The following is a 15,486-nucleotide window of genomic DNA, read 5'->3' as shown; positions in this document are numbered from 1 at the left end:
ATCCCGGATCAGTTGTTCTGCACGCGAAAGTTTTCGTGGCAGCTCTTGCAGTTTCCGAAAACGGGACCGATCGCTGCCTGAAATGCAGCAAGGTCGGCAGGACCATCCTTCCCGGATGCTTCAACAGCGGCAGCCGTGTCGGTCATGTACTTGTCGAGTGCGGCCTGAAAGCCGTCAGCGTCATCCCAGATTGCCGGAGCCGCTGTTGTATCACCATCTCCCGATCCCTCGGGGAAGAACTCGCCGAAGGATTTCGCGCTCGCGCTCAAGGTCAGGATAGCGGCCTTGGCAATCGCGGGATTGTAATCCAGTTCCCCTTTCATCATCGCGCCCGCGAGCCCCGCGGAAGCGGCATTTGCCTGCATGATCGCCTTGCGCACGGCAATTGGATCGTCAGCAGCGGCAACACCCGAGATCGATAAGCAAAGAGCGGAAACAGCAAGCGCAATTTTCTTCATGAGAACCCTCCGATGATTTGTTCGAACAATACCCCGACCAACGCTCGTGACCCGAATTTATTCCAGTATGTGCGCTCACGGTTTCGTGAAGGCTCATCAGAATCAAAAAAGGCCCGGCGATTACCGGGCCTTTGGTACAGTCCGAAACTGACCTGATTGTGAAATCGCCAAACGCTGCTACGAAGCCTGTTCGTACAGCTCCAGCACGTAATCCCAGTTGATCAGGCTGTCGACGAACGCCTCGAGATATTTCGGGCGCGCATTGCGGTAATCGATGTAATAGGAGTGCTCCCACACATCCACGCCCAGAATTGGCTTGGCATCATGAATGAGCGGGTTCTCACCGTTCGGCGTCTTCATGATCTCAAGCTTGCCGTTCTTGACGGCGAGCCAGGCCCAGCCGGAGCCGAACTGCGTTGCACCCGCATTGATGAAGTCGGCGCGGAACTTGTCGTAGCCGCCGAGGTCGCTGTCGATGGCCTTGGAGAGAGCGCCCGGCAGGCTTGTGCCGCCACCATCCTTCTTCATCCACTTCCAGAAGTGGACGTGGTTGTAGTGTTGGGCAGCATTGTTGAACAGGCCGGCGTTCTTGCCGTGCGACTGCTTGACGACCTCTTCAAGGGAAAGCCCGTCCATGCCTGCTTCTGCAGCAAGCTTGTTACCATTGTCGACATAGGCCTTGTGGTGCTTGTCGTGGTGGTATTCCAGCGTCTCCTTCGACATGAAGGGCTGCAGCGCCTCGTAATCGTAAGGCAGATCCGGCAGTTCAAAAGCCATGGTGGTAAACTCCCTCGTACAGGTGGTTGAATTCTGCAGGACGCAGATGGGGTTGCGTCTCTAGTGACACAATACCCATCGCTCCCGATTGTTCCCGGTGTATCAGACGGGCAACCCGGAATGGGCCCACTCCCAATAGAGCTCACGCGCCTTTTTGGCCACAGGCCCGGCCTGATAATTCTGGTTTTCGACTTTGCTGACGGGCACGATCTTTGAATGATTGCCCGACGAAAACACTTCATCCGCGTCCAGGAAGTCCTTCACCGAAAGCGTCTTTTCTACCACCTCGACGCCGGCGTCCCGGAGAAGCGCAATGACGCGGCTACGGGTGATGCCCGACAGGAAAGTACCGTTCGGTGCCGGAGTGAAGACCACGCCATCCTTGACCATGAAGATGTTGGAGCTTCCGGTTTCGGCCACATTGCCGAGCATGTCCAGTACCAGCGCGTTGTCATAACCGCGGCTGCGCGCTTCCATGATTGCCCGGCCATTGTTGGGATAGAGGCAGCCGGCCTTGGCGTTTGTCGGTGCGGTCTCGAAGGTCGGCCGGCGGAATGGGGAAACGGTTACGGAAAATCCGGTCGGTTCCAGCATTGGCGCTTCATAAAGACAGAGGCAGAACCGGCTCGATTCCGGATCGGCGGGAACACCCATATAGCCGCCATGTTCGCCCCAATACATGGGCCGGATATAAACGGCTGTTCTGCCGTCGAACTTCTTCAGACCATCCCTGGCCAATCCGATGATCTCATCGGCCGAAACCTTGGGTGTGAGGCCAAGATTGGCTGCCGAGGCGTTGACGCGACTGGCATGAAGATCAAGATCGGGGGCGACGTTCTCAAACCAGCGTGCACCATCGAACACGGTGGACCCCAGCCACATGGCATGACTGCGCGGCCCGATGAGCGGTACGTTTCCCTCGTGCCAATCGCCGTCAACATAGGTCCAGGTCGTCGATTGGACTTCGCTCACCACGGTCATGCTGCACTTCCCTTCATGTGATTCCTGACGCATCTGCGTCGAGATGCGAATTCTTCAACTCAATGTACCATGCATCGAAATGGCTTTATCGGATTTCGTCAATCGTTCCTGCATCGCTATCGATAAGGCCAGTAGACGTTTCTTGACCGCCGTTTGCAGGTGCGGTCAAGTGGACAGCACAAACAAGGAGTCTTCATGCGGCACGCAGCTTTCGTCTTCGATGCATATGGCACGCTGTTCGACGTCCATGCCGCTGTGCGCCGTCACGCCGGCGAAATCGGACCCGAAGGACAGCGTTTTTCGGAATTGTGGCGGGCAAAGCAGCTGGAATATTCCTGGGTTTTCACGCTCATGGGCCAATATCAGGATTTCTGGACCATGACAGAGCGGGCGCTCGATTATGCGTTCGCAAAGATCCCCTCGATCGATCGGCGTCTGAGGCAGGATCTTCTCGATGCCTACTGGCAGCTGGATTGCTATGAGGAAGTGCCGGCGGTGCTGAAGGCGCTCAAGGCCGGTGGCGCACGGCTCGCCATTCTGTCGAACGGGTCCCCGGCCATGATAGAATCGGCCGTCCGCTCCTCTGCCCTCGATTCCGTTCTCGATGAAGTGTTCTCGGTGGAGTCCATCCGTCGCTTCAAGACGGATCAAAGCGTTTACGAGATGGTGACGAACGCCTGGCGGCTCTACCCGGAAACCGTGTCTTTTCAATCATCGAATCGATGGGATATCGCCGGGGCCCGGAATTTCGGGTTCCGCACCGTTTGGCTCAATCGAACCGGGCAACCAGACGAATATGAAGACTTCCCGCCCGATCTCATACTTCCCTCACTGGACGGTCTCGTCGGGTAACAAGCGGGCCGCGTCCGAGACCTTGTGATTATGATGCATCTATAACACACTCCTCCGATAACTTGTGTGCATGCGGCATTTTTCACCTTCAAGTCGAGTTCACTCGGTCTATCAAGCACACTCCGGTAATTTATCGGAACCTAGGGAGGGAAGCTTGGGGTTACCCCCAAAGGGAGGCAAGCATCCAAAATGGATGTTCGCACTCACCGTTCCTGACGAAACGCGAGTATACGAAGAAACCATGTCCAATTCTCCCATTGCCGCACGATCTCTCAACCGGCGCCGCTTTTTGTCCATCAGCGCTGCTGGTGCCGCGTCGCTAGGCCTGTCCGCATGTGTCAGCAGCTCCGGCGATACGCCCAGCGTGGCGCCTCGGCCCGAGCCTGAGCCCGGTCCGATGCAGTACAGCTCCATGTATGGGGCGGTCACGGACGCCGGATACGACATTCCCGCTGTGCCGATCGAAAAGATCAACCCGCGTTATTATCGCCAGGAAGTCGCCGACCCAACTGGAGAGCGCCCCGGTACGATCATAGTCGACACCTCGAACCACTTTCTCTACCTCGTGCGCGAGCGCGGACGCGCCATGCGCTACGGTGTTGGCCTTGGCCGCGCTGGGTTCGAATGGGCAGGCCGCGCCGAAATCAAGTACAAGCAGCAATGGCCGCGCTGGTTCCCGCCGGCAGAAATGATCGACCGTCAACCCGAGCTCGAAAAATACCGCGCGGAATACGACAAGGCCAACGACAAGTGGATCGGAGGCATGCAGCCTGGCGTTTCCAATCCGCTTGGCGCACGCGCGCTCTACATCTTCGAGGACGGCAAGGACACGCTCTACCGCGTTCACGGCTCGCCGGAATGGTGGACCATCGGCAAATCGGTCTCTTCCGGTTGCGTGCGCATGATCAACCAGGACGTGATTGATCTCTACAACCGCGTCCCGGACGGTTCGCCGATCCTCGTGACCTCCGGCCTGCGCACAGTCTGACGCGAGGCTTTCGTCAGGTTCAAGCATGAGAAGGGGCGGACCACCGCCGCCCCGGACTGCCATAGGAAAGCCGGGCTGGCGTCAACACGCTGCCCGGTTTTTTTGAGGCCTGTTTGCTTCGCAGCTGGAGAATCATCGCTTTATCGATCGCCAGGCGAGGAACAGCGCCACCCCCAATGTGAGGATCACGAGCAAGAGCCATGCGGCTCCGGCTTGCTCGTGATACACGACACCTGTTTCAGCATCGTGGCACCGGCCCATTTCATTGAAACAGTCGCGCCATATGAAATATTGGGAATAGTAAAGACAGGCGAACAAACCGGCCAATCCAAGAAGGGCCAGCGCGACAAATGATCGAAACAACGGTCTCTCCGAACTGTATCTGCCGCGGCGGTTGAGGGGGCGCTCAGCGCCCCTTTTTCAAACTCCCCAGAATGCCGCGCACCAATGCCCGGCCGAGCGAGGTTCCCACCGATCGCACCACGGATTTCAAAGCCGCTTCGCTGACCGACTGACGGTTCGACGTGCGCTGCCGCGTGGTCGTCTTGCGCGTCGTGGTGGTCTTGGATCCGCTGCTGCCGAAATCGGGCAACGACCAGCGCGAGCGTTCCTCTGCCTCACCGGCCTCTTCTGCCTTCAGCGCTTCGGCTTCGGCCTTGGCCTTGTCTTCCGCCTTCTTCTGCAGAATTTCGAAGGCCGATTCGCGATCAACGCTCTCATCGTACTGACCGTAGACCGGGCTCGCCTTCAAAATCGTGTCACGCTCGGCATCCGTGATCGGCCCCAGTCTGGATGCCGGTGGCCGGATCAGCGTCCGCTGCACCATTGCCGGAACGCCCTTTGATTCCAGCGTGGAAACCAGCGCTTCGCCCACACCGAGCTTGGTGATTGCTTCGAAACAGTCGAATTCAGGATTGGGTCTGAACGTGTCGGCGGCGGTCTTCACGGCTTTCTGTTCGCGCGGTGTATAGGCGCGCAGCGCATGCTGGATGCGGTTGCCGAGCTGGCTCAACACGGTTTCGGGCACGTCCAGAGGGTTCTGCGTCACGAAATAAACGCCAACCCCCTTGGATCGAATAAGCCGCACCACCTGCTCCACGCGGTCGACCAGGATCTTCGGTGCTTCATCGAAAAGCAGATGTGCCTCATCGAAAAAGAAAACGAGCCGCGGCCGGTCCGGATCTCCAACTTCAGGCAGCTCCTCGAACAGTTCGGACAAGAGCCACAAAAGGAAAGTGGCATAGAGGCGCGGGTTCATCATCAGCTTGTCGGCCGCAAGCACGTTGATCGCACCGCGGCCATCCGGCGTGGTACGCATGATGTCACTGATCTTCAGCGCGGGCTCGCCAAAGAAGAAATTCGCACCCTGTTGCTCCAGCACGAGCAATGTCCGCTGGATCGCCCCCACCGACTGTTTCGAAACATTGCCATAGCGCGTGCCGATCTCGTCGGCACGGTCCGCGACATGAACGAGAAGCGCCTGCAGATCCTTCATGTCCAGAAGCAGGAGACCTTCCTCATCGGCAATGCGGAAAGCGATGTTGAGCACACCTTCCTGCGCATCGGTGAGATTCATCAGTCGCGACAGAAGCAGCGGGCCCATTTCGGAAATGGTTGTGCGGATCGGGTGCCCCTTCTGACCGAACAGATCCCAGAAAATTACAGGAAACTCCTGAAACTCGTAAGGATCCAGCTTGATCGTATCGGCACGCTTGGTCAGAAAATCCTTTTCCTCACCCATCATCGCGATACCGGACAGATCGCCTTTCACATCCGCGCAGAAGACCGGAACGCCCGCGTTGGAGAAGCCTTCCGTCAAGATCTGCAGAGTGACGGTCTTACCGGTACCGGTCGCACCGGTCACAAGGCCATGTCGGTTGGCATATTTGAGCAGTAGGCTTTCGGCCTTCTGGTAGCTGTCGTCGGGATGCCGGCTGGCCCCCAGAAAAATGCTGTCTTCCGCCATTTGCAGTCTGCCTCGCTCGCCGGTCCCGCTGAATTTCGTGGTTCTCCGGTATAGTCAGCCTCGCAGAAAGTCTCAACGCCGTTGTGTGCGTGAAGTAAAGCGCGGCTTTCCTGCAACGCTAGCCGGCTATTCGGCCTATTGTGCATTGCGGCGTCATCTATCGCGTCCTAAACTTGTCCCGAAAGACACAGTGGTTGCCTGGAATTTCTGCCCTATCGGCAGGGCGTTCCGACCGACGGCGAATTGGGAGGCATGATGGATCGCGCGATCCTCAAAAAAGTAACGTTTCCGCAGATCGACCAGGAGCGCTGGCGCGATCTCGTGATCGAATCCCTGAAGGGGGAGGCTGGCCCTGAAGCGCTCTCCTGGCAGACCGATGACAACATCTCCATGCGTGCGCTTTACGAGCGCATGCAGGACGCGAAGCCGCTTGCCCGTGGCCGCGACAAGTCCGGCTGGGCAGCAGTCCAGCGTATGGATGATCCCGACCCGGTTCGCGCGAACCGTCAGGCAAAGGAAGACATCGCTCAGGGCGCTTCCGGCCTTGCCCTCGTTTTCGAGGGTGCACCCAACGCTTATGGCTACGGCCTCCCTGCCACACCCGAAGCAGTTGCCAAGGCGCTCGACGGCATCGACCTTCAGGGGCTCTACCTGCGCATGGATGCCAATCCCAGCAGCCGCGCCATCGTCGACTGGCTGACGCAGATCTTTACCGAGCGCCGCATCAACCCCGCCGCCATGACGCTGTCCTTCGGCATTTCGCCGGCGGCCACCTTTGCGGGCACCGGAAAGCTGCGCATGTCGATCGAGGCGCTGGAAGCGTCCATGCCACAATCCTTCGCAGGTTTCTTTGCCATGGATCTGCCCGGCATTCTGCTTGAGGGCGATGGCCGCGTGTTCCACAATTCCGGCGCCTCCGAAGCGCAGGAACTCGGCATCATGCTGGCCTCTGCCGTCTCGCATATGCGCATGTTCGAGCAGGCCCGACAGCCGCTGGTCTATGCCGCACCGCATATCGGCTTTTCGCTCTGCGTCGATCAGGACCAGTTCCTGTCGATTGCCAAGATCAGGGCCTTGCGCCGCCTTTGGGCCCGCGTGCAGGAGACCTGCTCCATCGAGCCTTCGCTCGCCACGATCCACGCCGAAACCTCCTACCGGATGATGACGGCGAAGGATCCGGAAACCAACACGCTGCGCACCACCATCGCCGCATTTGCCGCCGCTGTTGGCGGTGCCGATTCGCTTTCGGTCCTGCCGCACACCATCGTTCACGGTCTGCCGAACGAAGATGCAAGACGGCTTGCCCGCAACACGCAGCTCATCCTGTCCGGCGAAAGCCATCTCGACCTGATCATCGACCCGGCGGCCGGTGCCGGCGGGATGGAAACACTCACAGCAGCTCTTTGCGAAAAGGCCTGGGACGAGTTCCGCCGCATCGAAAGCGAGGGCGGTGTGTTGCGCAGCCTGATGAACGGTCACATTCAGGAACGTGTCCTGGACATGCGCGAGCGCCGCGAACAGCGCATCAATGACGGCAAGAAAGCCATTGTGGGCACCACGATCTACCCAGCCGCCGAAGAGCGTCCTGTGAAGACACTGGATGCACAATCGCCCGACTTCTCGGGAGAAACGGCAGCCGTGCGCTGTCAGCCGCTTCTGGCCCAGCGTCTCGATGAAACCGGAGGAGGCATCGCATGATCCCGGATTTTGCCAGCATCGGCTGGTCGAATCCGGAAACGTCGCCTCTCCCATCTGAGACACCGCCCACGGCGACGCCCGAGGGCATCGAGATCAAGTCCTTTTATGCAGAGAATGATCTGAAGGGACTGCGCTTTCTCGACACCTATCCGGGCGCCGCGCCCTTCATTCGCGGCCCCTACCCCACCATGTATGCGCGCCGGCCCTGGACGATCCGGCAGTATGCCGGGTTCTCCACGGCAGAGGAATCCAACGCCTTCTACCGGCGCAATCTGGCCGCCGGGCAAAAAGGCCTCTCGGTCGCCTTCGACCTCGCCACCCACCGCGGCTATGACAGCGACCACCCGCGCGTGGCCGGCGATGTGGGTATGGCCGGTGTGGCCATCGATTCCATTCTCGACATGCGCCAGCTTTTTGATGGCATTCCGCTCGACAAGATGAGCGTGTCGATGACCATGAATGGCGCTGTTCTGCCCATCATGGCGCTCTACATCGTCGCGGCGGAAGAACAGGGTGTCGCTCAGAAAGACCTTTCGGGCACCATTCAGAACGACATTCTGAAGGAGTTCATGGTCCGAAACACCTATATCTACCCGCCCAAGCCGTCCATGCGGATCATTTCGGACATTTTCTCCTATACGGCGGAGAACATGCCGAAATTCAACTCCATCTCGATTTCCGGCTACCACATGCAGGAAGCCGGCGCGACGGCGGATCTGGAGCTTGCCTACACCATTGCCGACGGCATCGAATATGCCCGCGCCGGCATCGCCGCCGGGCTCGACATCGACCGTTTCGCACCGCGCCTTTCCTTCTTCTGGGCCATCGGCATGAACTTCTTCATGGAAGTGGCCAAGATGCGCGCCGCGCGCCTTCTCTGGGCGACACTTCTTCAAAAGAGTTTCGCGCCGAAGAACGAGCGCTCGCTCTCGCTGCGCACCCATTGCCAGACCTCCGGCTGGTCGCTGACGGCGCAGGATCCCTACAACAACATCGTGCGCACCATGGTCGAGGCGATGGCCGCGACCCAGGGCCACACCCAGTCTTTGCACACCAACGCGTTCGATGAGGCGCTGGCGCTTCCGACCGATCATTCCGCGCGCATTGCCCGCAACACGCAGCTCATCCTGCAACTTGAATCCGGCACGACCCGCATGATCGACCCATGGGGCGGTTCCCATTTCGTCGAACGCCTCACCCACGATCTCGCCCATCGTGCGCTCAAGCACATCGAGGAGGTGGAAAGCCTCGGTGGCATGGCGGCAGCCATCGAAAAAGGCGTGCCGAAAATGCGTATCGAGGAGGCCGCAGCCCGCACCCAGGCGCGCATCGATTCCGGCGAGCAGACAGTGGTCGGCGTCAACCGCTTCCAGCCCGACCGCGACACCAAGGTCGACGTTTTGAAGGTCGACAATGCCGAGGTTCGCGCCCGCCAGCTTGCCAAGCTGCAACAGCTCAAGGGCACACGCGACGTGGCCGAGACAGAAAGCGCGCTGGAAGCTCTGACAAACGCCGCCGCCGGAAACGAAAACCTGCTCGAATTCGCCGTGCGCGCTGCTCGCGCCAACGCGACGGTGGGTGAAATCTCCTCGGCGCTTGAAAAGGCCTTTGGCCGTCATGTGGCCGAAATCCGCACCATTTCGGGCGTCTACCGCAAGGAGGTGGGCGACCTCACCGCCTTTGAACAGGCGCAGCAGAAGGTGGAAAAATTCCGCAAGAAGACCGGAGCCGCCCCGCGCATCCTCATCGCCAAGATCGGTCAGGACGGGCATGATCGCGGCCAGAAGGTCATTGCCACCGCCTTTGGCGACCTCGGTTTCGAGGTCACGGTCGGTGCAATGTTCCAGACACCGGAGGAAGTCGCAGAGCTTGCCATCGCCAACGACGTCCAGATCGTCGGTGCCTCCTCGCTCGCAGCCGGTCACCTGACCCTCATTCCCGAACTGAAGGAAGCGCTGGAAAAGCGCGGCCATGGCGACATTCTTCTTGTCGCTGGCGGCGTCATTCCACCCGATGATTTCGAGGCGGTGCGCGAGGCCGGTGCTGCCGAAATCTTCCCGCCCGGAACGGTCATTCCCGAAGCCGCCGAAAAACTGCTCGACCGATTGCTGAAAGCAGGCTGACGCCCTGATCTTGAAATGGACGGCGCCATGTTATAACTTAAGGTATAACAGACGGAGCCAAAGCCATGAAGGTGACCATTCGCAAGATCGGCAATTCGGAAGGTGTCATCCTTCCGAAGGAGGTGCTTGATCGGAAAGGCTTGAAGTCGGGAGACCAACTGGTGCTCACGGAGACTGACAATGGCGTCTCTCTCGCCGCGACCGACGATCAGTTCGAACGTCAGATGGAAGCGGCGCGGCAGTTCATGGATCAATATAAGGTCGCTTTGCAAAAGCTCGCCGAATGAGATGGACATTCCTCTCACGGCTTGCCGTGGAAGCGGTGCATGAAGAGCAATTGCGCAGGCACGGCGGCGCGCGCGGCGTCCGCGATGAAAACGCATTTGAATCCGCTCTCGCAAGAGCAGAGAACAAGGCACTGTATGAAACGCCGGACGTCCACGCGCTCGCCGCCGCCCACGCATTTGGTCTTGCACGAAACCACGCCTTTGTGGATGGCAACAAACGCACGGCAATCGTTGCAGCGGGTACGTTTCTTCTGCTTCACGGCTACCGCATGATTGCCAATGACGGATTGCTTTATACTTTCGTGATGGACCTCGCCGCCGGCGAGATCGACGAAGAAGGTGCGGCCCGTTTCTTCCGCGACCATACCGTCCCGCTAGACACCTGATCCTGCGGCACGAAACCTGCATTCAATAGCGGGCACCAGCAGACCAAGTCGGAGTTGTACCAATATGAACCGCCGTCGCCTGTTGAAAGCCACCGCAGGTTTTGCCGTCCTCGGCCTTGCCATGCCGCGTGCGGCCTTAGCCGATGCCGCACTGCGACGCGCTGCAACGGGTGCCGCAAACGCAGCCGAATTCGGCCTCACACCCAACGCAGCCGAAAACCAGACCTCTGCCCTCCAGGCCCTGCTTGAACGGGCAAGCGCAGAAGCCATCCCCATATTCCTGCCGCCGGGCCGCTACCGTCTCTCCGATCTCGCGCTTCCCCGGCAAACCCGTCTTTTCGGCGTTCCGGGAGCCACGCATCTGGAGCAGGATAACCTCGGATCGATATTCACTGCGCGAGACAGTCACCATCTGGCGCTTTCCGGCCTCGCATTCGATGGCCGGCTCATGCCGCCTTCCGGTTCAGGCGGCGGCCTGCTCGACATTGAAAAAACCCGCCACATTGCCATCGAGAACTGTGTCTTCTCCAACGGCGGCGGAAATGGCCTCTCGCTCCGCCGCGCACAGGGCAGCATCCGCGATTGCGCTATTACCGGCATCACCGACTACGCGCTCTACGCACTGGACTCGAGCGGCCTTGATGTCATCGAAAACACCGTCACCGATTGCGGCAATGCCGGCATTCTGATCCACCGCAGCGCTCCTGGAGCAGATGGCAGCCGTGTTTCTGGAAACCGCATCAGCCGCATCCGCGCCGACAAGGGTGGCACCGGCCAGTATGGCAATGGCATCAACGCCTACCGCGCTGACAATCTCCGTGTGTCGGACAATGAAATTGCTGACTGCGCCTTTTCCGCCATACGCGGCAACAGCGCCGGCAATCTCCAGATCTCCGGCAACACCTGCCTGCGTTCGGGCGAAACCGCCCTCTACGCGGAGTTCGCCTTTCAGGGTGCGGTCATCACCGGCAATCTCGTGGATGGGGCTGCCCACGGCATCTCCATGGCCAATTTCGACAAGGGTGGACGGCTCTGCGCCTGCACCGGCAACATCATCCGCAATCTTTCGGCAGACGGCCCCTACCCCTCGCCCATGGCCGGTTTTGGCATCGGCATCAATGTCGAGGCCGACAGCACGGTCACCGGCAACATCATCGAAAACGCGCCGCTTGCCGGCATCCGCATGGGCTGGGGCCCCTTTCTGCGCAATGTCACCGCTTCGGGCAATGTCATCCGCAAGGCGAAAACCGGCATCATCGTTTCCGTGGTCGAAGGTTCGGGCGCCGCCGTCATATCCGGCAATGTCTTCGAGGATACACCCAATGGCGCGGTCGTCGGCCATCGCTGGGCCGATGCCGCCACCGGCGATCTGCTACGCTCCGGTAGCGAGGCCATCCCGCATCTGACGCTTGCGGACAATCGGGCAGGTTAGGACATCACCGAATATTGCCGCGATCCTCTTCGCCGCGCAGGGCACGCAATGATTGTGTGGCAAGAGGCGGTGCGGGGTTCGACAAGCTCACCATGAGGGAGGGCTTTGTTCACCATGAAGGAAGTCGTCGCTGCCATAAAGGCTAGCGGAACGGCGGCGCAGCGGTGTGAAACCGATTCCCTCCCTCATGGTGAGCTTGTCGAACCACGCACCACGTCAATGCAGGCCGATGCCATCCACCGTGGATCCTGTTCCAAACGGATGTGCCACCAAAGCCCTCCCTCATGGTGAGCCTGTCGAACCACGCACCACGTCAATGCAGACCAATGCCATTCACCGTGGATCCTGTTTTCACTGCGTACGCTCTAAGCGCTCTATCCGACTAGCTGCTCGGAAGGCCGCAGCGACCCCACCTCGAACCCACGTCGACTGGTTAAAACCGGTCGAGCCATGCCACGCAGCGTCTCGGCCAATGCATCACCATCCAGAAGCTGCGCCAGCACCTCGGCGACCATCACTTCTGCGGCACGCGTCGCGCCGTCATCGCATTTGAGCGCAATGCCAATGCCCTTCTCTGGAATTGCGGCACAAAACACGCCTTCCGCGCCCGTCTTGGTGAAGATGCGTCCCTTGCCGGCTTCCATCATCCGCGTATCGGCGCGCCCGCTGCCTGCCACATAGAACGGCTCCGCCATACAGGCGGCGAAAATGCGCTTCGCGGCTTTCGCGCGTTCGGGCGCGAACCCGGTTCCTGTCGCCATGCGCGCAAACCCCTGCGCCAGCGCCTTCAGCGGCACGGCATAGGTGGGAATGGAACAGCCATCCGTGCCGCACAGATCGCTTTCATGCGCAGCCCCCGTCACCGTCTCCATGGCCGTCTTCACCGCCTCCTGCGCCGGGTGCCCAAGCGCCACATAGCCCTGCGGATCATGGCCGAGATGCGCACAGGTGCACAGGAAGCCAGCGTGTTTTCCCGAACAATTGTTGTGCGCAGCCGTCGGCTCCGCGAGATTGCGCGCCTGCTCGATCAGGACATGCTCTTCCGACGACCAGTGCGCCCCACACTCAAAATCTTTCGCTCCGAGCCCGGCCCGTTCGAGCATGGAAGTCGCCAGCGCCGCATGCTCCGGCTCGCCCGAATGCGATGCACAGGCAAGCGCGATTTCCCGATTCCCGAAGCGGAAAGCGTCCGCCGCCCCGCTTTCCACGAAAGGCAGCGCCTGGATGGATTTCACGGCAGAACGTGGGAATACGGGCCGATCGACGTCGCCGAGGCTCATGACCTTTCCGCCATCCGCATCGAACACGGCGATCGCGCCCCGATGCCTGCTCTCGACAACGTTACCGCGCAGCACTTCGACCAGAACCGGATTGCCCATGTTTTCACCGTATTTTGCGGGATTCATTTTGATTATCTTCCGGCGACAATAGACTGGGCCTCATGCGTTTTTTCAAGCGGACTTTGCTGTTTATCACCCTTGTCTTCATTCTGCCGGCCTTTGCCTCGCTGGCATGGTGGGCCATGCAGGACAGGCCGGGCTCGTGGCGCAGCGCCGACTGGTCCGCAAGCGGCGTTCTTCCACAAGCAACCGACGATCCACGAACTGCGATCTATGTCATGGCCGCGCGCACTGGCGGCATGAAGGGCGCCCTGTCCGTCCATAGCTGGCTGGTTCTCAAGCGCGCTGGCGCTTCATCCTATGACCGCTATGACAAGGTCGGCTGGGGAAGCCCCGTGCGCCGCAACGCCTATCCGGCAGATGGGCGCTGGTATTCCAACACGCCCTACGTTGTGGCCGCGATCACAGGAGAGGAAGCCGAGCGCCTCATGCCGCAAGTGGAGGCGGCCATTGCCAGCTATCCCTTCTCGCAGCATGGTGACTATGGGATCTGGCCCGGACCGAATTCCAATTCCTTCACCGCGCACGTGCTGCGTAGCGTACCGGATCTCGACATTGCCCTGCCGCCGACCGCTGTCGGGCGCGATTATCGTCCGGGTCTTTTCACCTTCGATCACACACCGGACTGGAGCGATGTACAAGTTTCGCTCGGCGGGCTGGCAGGCATTGCCGCCGGCCTGCGTTCCGGTTTCGAGCTGCATTTTCTCGGGCTGGTCGCGGGTCTCGATCTGCGACACCCGGCACTCAAGGTGCCGGGCTTCGGCCGCGTCGAACTGTGGCCGTCAGCGACCGCCGGCGAACAGGGACAGCCCGCTACTTGATGCGCTCGAGGATCGACACATAGTTGGCGACCGCCGCGCCTCCCATGTTGAAGATGCCGCCCAGCTTCGCATCGGGAATCTGGATGCCGCCGGCCTCACCGGTCAGCTGCATCGCCGTCAGCGCATGCATGGAAACGCCGGTCGCACCGATCGGATGCCCCTTGGCCTTCAGCCCGCCTGACGGGTTCACCGGCAGACGCCCGCTCTTCTCGGTCTGACCTTCAAGCGCGATCTTTCCTCCCTCGCCCGGTTTTGCCAGCCCCATCGCCTCATATTCGATGAGCTCGGCAATGGTGAAGCAGTCATGGGTTTCGACGAAAGAGAGATCGTTCAGCGTCACGCCAGCACTTTTGAGCGCGCGCTTCCAGGCCTCTTCGCAGCCCTCGAATCTGAGAATGTCGCGCTTCGACATGGGCAGAAAGTCCTGCACATGCTCGTTTGCTCTAAGCGCCACTGCGCGGCGCATCGAAAGTGCGGTTTGCGTATCCGTCAACACGATCGCAGCCGCACCATCCGAAACCAGCGAGCAATCCGTCCGCTTCAACGGTCCGGCGACATAAGGATTGCGCTCGCTCTCCTGGCGGCAGAAGTCAAACCCCAGATCCTTCCGCATCTGCGCAAACGGGTTCTCGACACCGTTTTTATGGTTCTTGGCCGCGAGTGTGGCAAGCGCATCCGACTGGTCGCCATATTTCTGGAAATAGGCATCGGCGATTTTCCCGAAAACGCCGGCAAAACCGCCCGGAATCTCGCCATCTTCGGGCAAATAGGACGCTTTCAGCAGGTTTTCGGCAATCTGCGGACCGGGTGTTTTCGTCATCTGCTCCGCGCCCACCACAAGCACGATGCGGGCGTCGCGCGCGGCGATGGAGCGGGCGCCCTGCCGCACGGCGGCCGAGCCAGTCGCACAGGCGTTTTCCACCCGCGTGGCCGGCTTGAAACGCAGACGGTCATCGGCCTGCAGCACGAGACTTGCCGTGAAATCCTGCGGTGAAAAGCCGGCATTGAAGTGACCGAGCACGATCTCGTCCACATCCTCTGCTCCGATGCCGGCATGGTCCAGCGCCTCGCGCGCCACCTGAACGATCAGCCCTTCAAGCGTGTCGTCGGTCAGCTTGCCGAATTTCGAATGGGCCCAGCCCACAATGCATGCGGTCATCTCGTCTCTCCCCAGGGGCGGCACGTCAAGCCGCAGATTAGAGCAAACATGTGAGCAGCACCATAAATCCGTCGGCAACTTTGTTCAAGCGTGAACTATTTTCCGCATAGCGGCTTTTCCTGTCCCATGTTTCACCCCCGATTCTTCTTGATTGACTA

At 60.1% G+C, this 15,486-nt stretch carries 14 protein-coding genes; 8 read left to right on the top strand and 6 right to left on the bottom strand.

Annotated elements, in window-relative coordinates; genetic code table 11:
* Positions 1–8 precede the first annotated feature (8 nt).
* The 3 genes from KW403_RS14515 to KW403_RS14505 form a co-directional block, all read right to left on the bottom strand.
* The gene (locus KW403_RS14515; RefSeq protein WP_223020164.1) at positions 9–458 is read right to left on the bottom strand and encodes a c-type cytochrome; all 450 of its coding nucleotides are present in this window, start codon (positions 456–458) and stop codon (positions 9–11) included.
* Positions 459–635: 177 nt separating this feature from the next.
* The gene (locus tag KW403_RS14510; RefSeq protein WP_223020163.1) at positions 636–1,235 is read right to left on the bottom strand and encodes a superoxide dismutase; all 600 of its coding nucleotides are present in this window, start codon (positions 1,233–1,235) and stop codon (positions 636–638) included.
* Between the two features lie 102 nt (positions 1,236–1,337).
* Positions 1,338–2,216, bottom strand: coding sequence for a branched-chain amino acid aminotransferase (locus KW403_RS14505; protein WP_223020162.1), 879 nt, complete (start codon positions 2,214–2,216; stop codon positions 1,338–1,340).
* Between the two features lie 195 nt (positions 2,217–2,411).
* On the opposite strand from KW403_RS14505, the gene KW403_RS14500 reads away from it, so the two are divergent.
* Together KW403_RS14500 and KW403_RS14495 are read left to right on the top strand one after the other, a co-directional pair.
* Positions 2,412–3,068: a haloacid dehalogenase type II gene (locus KW403_RS14500; RefSeq protein ID WP_223020161.1), complete on the top strand. Its 657-nt coding sequence runs from the start codon at positions 2,412–2,414 to the stop codon at positions 3,066–3,068.
* A 241-nt stretch (positions 3,069–3,309) separates the two neighbouring features.
* Positions 3,310–4,056, top strand: coding sequence for a L,D-transpeptidase (locus KW403_RS14495; RefSeq protein ID WP_223020160.1), 747 nt, complete (start codon positions 3,310–3,312; stop codon positions 4,054–4,056).
* Positions 4,057–4,462: 406 nt separating this feature from the next.
* Here KW403_RS14495 and KW403_RS14490 read toward each other — a convergent pair whose 3' ends face one another.
* Positions 4,463–6,022 carry a helicase HerA-like C-terminal domain-containing protein gene (locus KW403_RS14490; RefSeq protein ID WP_223020159.1) on the bottom strand — a complete coding sequence of 520 codons (1,560 nt, stop codon included), beginning with the start codon at positions 6,020–6,022 and terminating at the stop codon, positions 4,463–4,465.
* Between the two features lie 252 nt (positions 6,023–6,274).
* Here KW403_RS14490 and KW403_RS14485 point away from each other — a divergent pair, with 252 nt between their 5' ends.
* From KW403_RS14485 to KW403_RS14465, 5 genes are all read left to right on the top strand, one after another.
* Positions 6,275–7,720: a methylmalonyl-CoA mutase family protein gene (locus KW403_RS14485; protein WP_223020158.1), complete on the top strand. Its 1,446-nt coding sequence runs from the start codon at positions 6,275–6,277 to the stop codon at positions 7,718–7,720.
* On the top strand, positions 7,717–9,843 hold the full coding sequence (scpA, locus tag KW403_RS14480) for a methylmalonyl-CoA mutase (protein WP_223020157.1): 2,127 nt from the start codon (positions 7,717–7,719) through the stop codon (positions 9,841–9,843). The genes KW403_RS14485 and scpA overlap by 4 nt, the downstream gene beginning before the upstream one ends.
* Positions 9,844–9,908: 65 nt before the next feature.
* Entirely contained in the window at positions 9,909–10,130 is a 222-nt protein-coding gene (locus tag KW403_RS14475; RefSeq protein ID WP_223020156.1) for an AbrB/MazE/SpoVT family DNA-binding domain-containing protein, read from the top strand.
* The gene (locus KW403_RS14470) at positions 10,127–10,516 is read left to right on the top strand and encodes a type II toxin-antitoxin system death-on-curing family toxin (protein ID WP_223020155.1); all 390 of its coding nucleotides are present in this window, start codon (positions 10,127–10,129) and stop codon (positions 10,514–10,516) included. The genes KW403_RS14475 and KW403_RS14470 overlap by 4 nt, the downstream gene beginning before the upstream one ends.
* A 64-nt stretch (positions 10,517–10,580) precedes the next feature.
* Positions 10,581–11,948, top strand: coding sequence for a TIGR03808 family TAT-translocated repetitive protein (locus tag KW403_RS14465; RefSeq protein ID WP_223020154.1), 1,368 nt, complete (start codon positions 10,581–10,583; stop codon positions 11,946–11,948).
* Between the two features lie 374 nt (positions 11,949–12,322).
* Here KW403_RS14465 and KW403_RS14460 read toward each other — a convergent pair whose 3' ends face one another.
* Positions 12,323–13,327: an asparaginase gene (locus KW403_RS14460; RefSeq protein ID WP_223022580.1), complete on the bottom strand. Its 1,005-nt coding sequence runs from the start codon at positions 13,325–13,327 to the stop codon at positions 12,323–12,325.
* A gap of 62 nt (positions 13,328–13,389) precedes the next feature.
* Here KW403_RS14460 and KW403_RS14455 point away from each other — a divergent pair, with 62 nt between their 5' ends.
* Positions 13,390–14,169, top strand: coding sequence for a DUF3750 domain-containing protein (locus KW403_RS14455; RefSeq protein ID WP_223020153.1), 780 nt, complete (start codon positions 13,390–13,392; stop codon positions 14,167–14,169).
* Here the strand turns inward: KW403_RS14455 and KW403_RS14450 are convergent.
* Positions 14,162–15,328 (bottom strand): acetyl-CoA acetyltransferase, encoded by a 1,167-nt coding sequence (locus KW403_RS14450; protein ID WP_223020152.1) that lies wholly within the window; start codon positions 15,326–15,328, stop codon positions 14,162–14,164. The two genes, KW403_RS14455 and KW403_RS14450, sit on opposite strands and share 8 nt — an antisense overlap.
* Positions 15,329–15,486: the final 158 nt, after the last annotated feature.

It is taken from the genome of Nitratireductor kimnyeongensis (assembly GCF_019891395.1).
GTDB classification, from domain to species: domain Bacteria; phylum Pseudomonadota; class Alphaproteobacteria; order Rhizobiales; family Rhizobiaceae; genus Nitratireductor; species Nitratireductor kimnyeongensis.
This window is presented reverse-complemented; position numbering and strand designations above follow the sequence as displayed.

What these genes read in the sequence shown, in the direction of transcription:
- KW403_RS14485 (WP_223020158.1), top strand. Translation starts at nt 6,275, where the DNA reads ATGATGGATCGCGCGATCCTCAAAAAAGTAACGTTTCCGCAGATCGAC.
- scpA (WP_223020157.1), top strand. Translation starts at nt 7,717, where the DNA reads ATGATCCCGGATTTTGCCAGCATCGGCTGGTCGAATCCGGAAACGTCG.
- KW403_RS14495 (WP_223020160.1), top strand. Translation starts at nt 3,310, where the DNA reads ATGTCCAATTCTCCCATTGCCGCACGATCTCTCAACCGGCGCCGCTTT.
- KW403_RS14490 (WP_223020159.1), bottom strand. Translation starts at nt 6,022, where the DNA reads ATGGCGGAAGACAGCATTTTTCTGGGGGCCAGCCGGCATCCCGACGAC.
- KW403_RS14465 (WP_223020154.1), top strand. Translation starts at nt 10,581, where the DNA reads ATGAACCGCCGTCGCCTGTTGAAAGCCACCGCAGGTTTTGCCGTCCTC.
- KW403_RS14455 (WP_223020153.1), top strand. Translation starts at nt 13,390, where the DNA reads ATGCGTTTTTTCAAGCGGACTTTGCTGTTTATCACCCTTGTCTTCATT.
- KW403_RS14505 (WP_223020162.1), bottom strand. Translation starts at nt 2,216, where the DNA reads ATGACCGTGGTGAGCGAAGTCCAATCGACGACCTGGACCTATGTTGAC.
- KW403_RS14500 (WP_223020161.1), top strand. Translation starts at nt 2,412, where the DNA reads ATGCGGCACGCAGCTTTCGTCTTCGATGCATATGGCACGCTGTTCGAC.
- KW403_RS14470 (WP_223020155.1), top strand. Translation starts at nt 10,127, where the DNA reads ATGAGATGGACATTCCTCTCACGGCTTGCCGTGGAAGCGGTGCATGAA.
- KW403_RS14510 (WP_223020163.1), bottom strand. Translation starts at nt 1,235, where the DNA reads ATGGCTTTTGAACTGCCGGATCTGCCTTACGATTACGAGGCGCTGCAG.
- KW403_RS14475 (WP_223020156.1), top strand. Translation starts at nt 9,909, where the DNA reads ATGAAGGTGACCATTCGCAAGATCGGCAATTCGGAAGGTGTCATCCTT.
- KW403_RS14515 (WP_223020164.1), bottom strand. Translation starts at nt 458, where the DNA reads ATGAAGAAAATTGCGCTTGCTGTTTCCGCTCTTTGCTTATCGATCTCG.
- KW403_RS14460 (WP_223022580.1), bottom strand. Translation starts at nt 13,327, where the DNA reads ATGGGCAATCCGGTTCTGGTCGAAGTGCTGCGCGGTAACGTTGTCGAG.
- KW403_RS14450 (WP_223020152.1), bottom strand. Translation starts at nt 15,328, where the DNA reads ATGACCGCATGCATTGTGGGCTGGGCCCATTCGAAATTCGGCAAGCTG.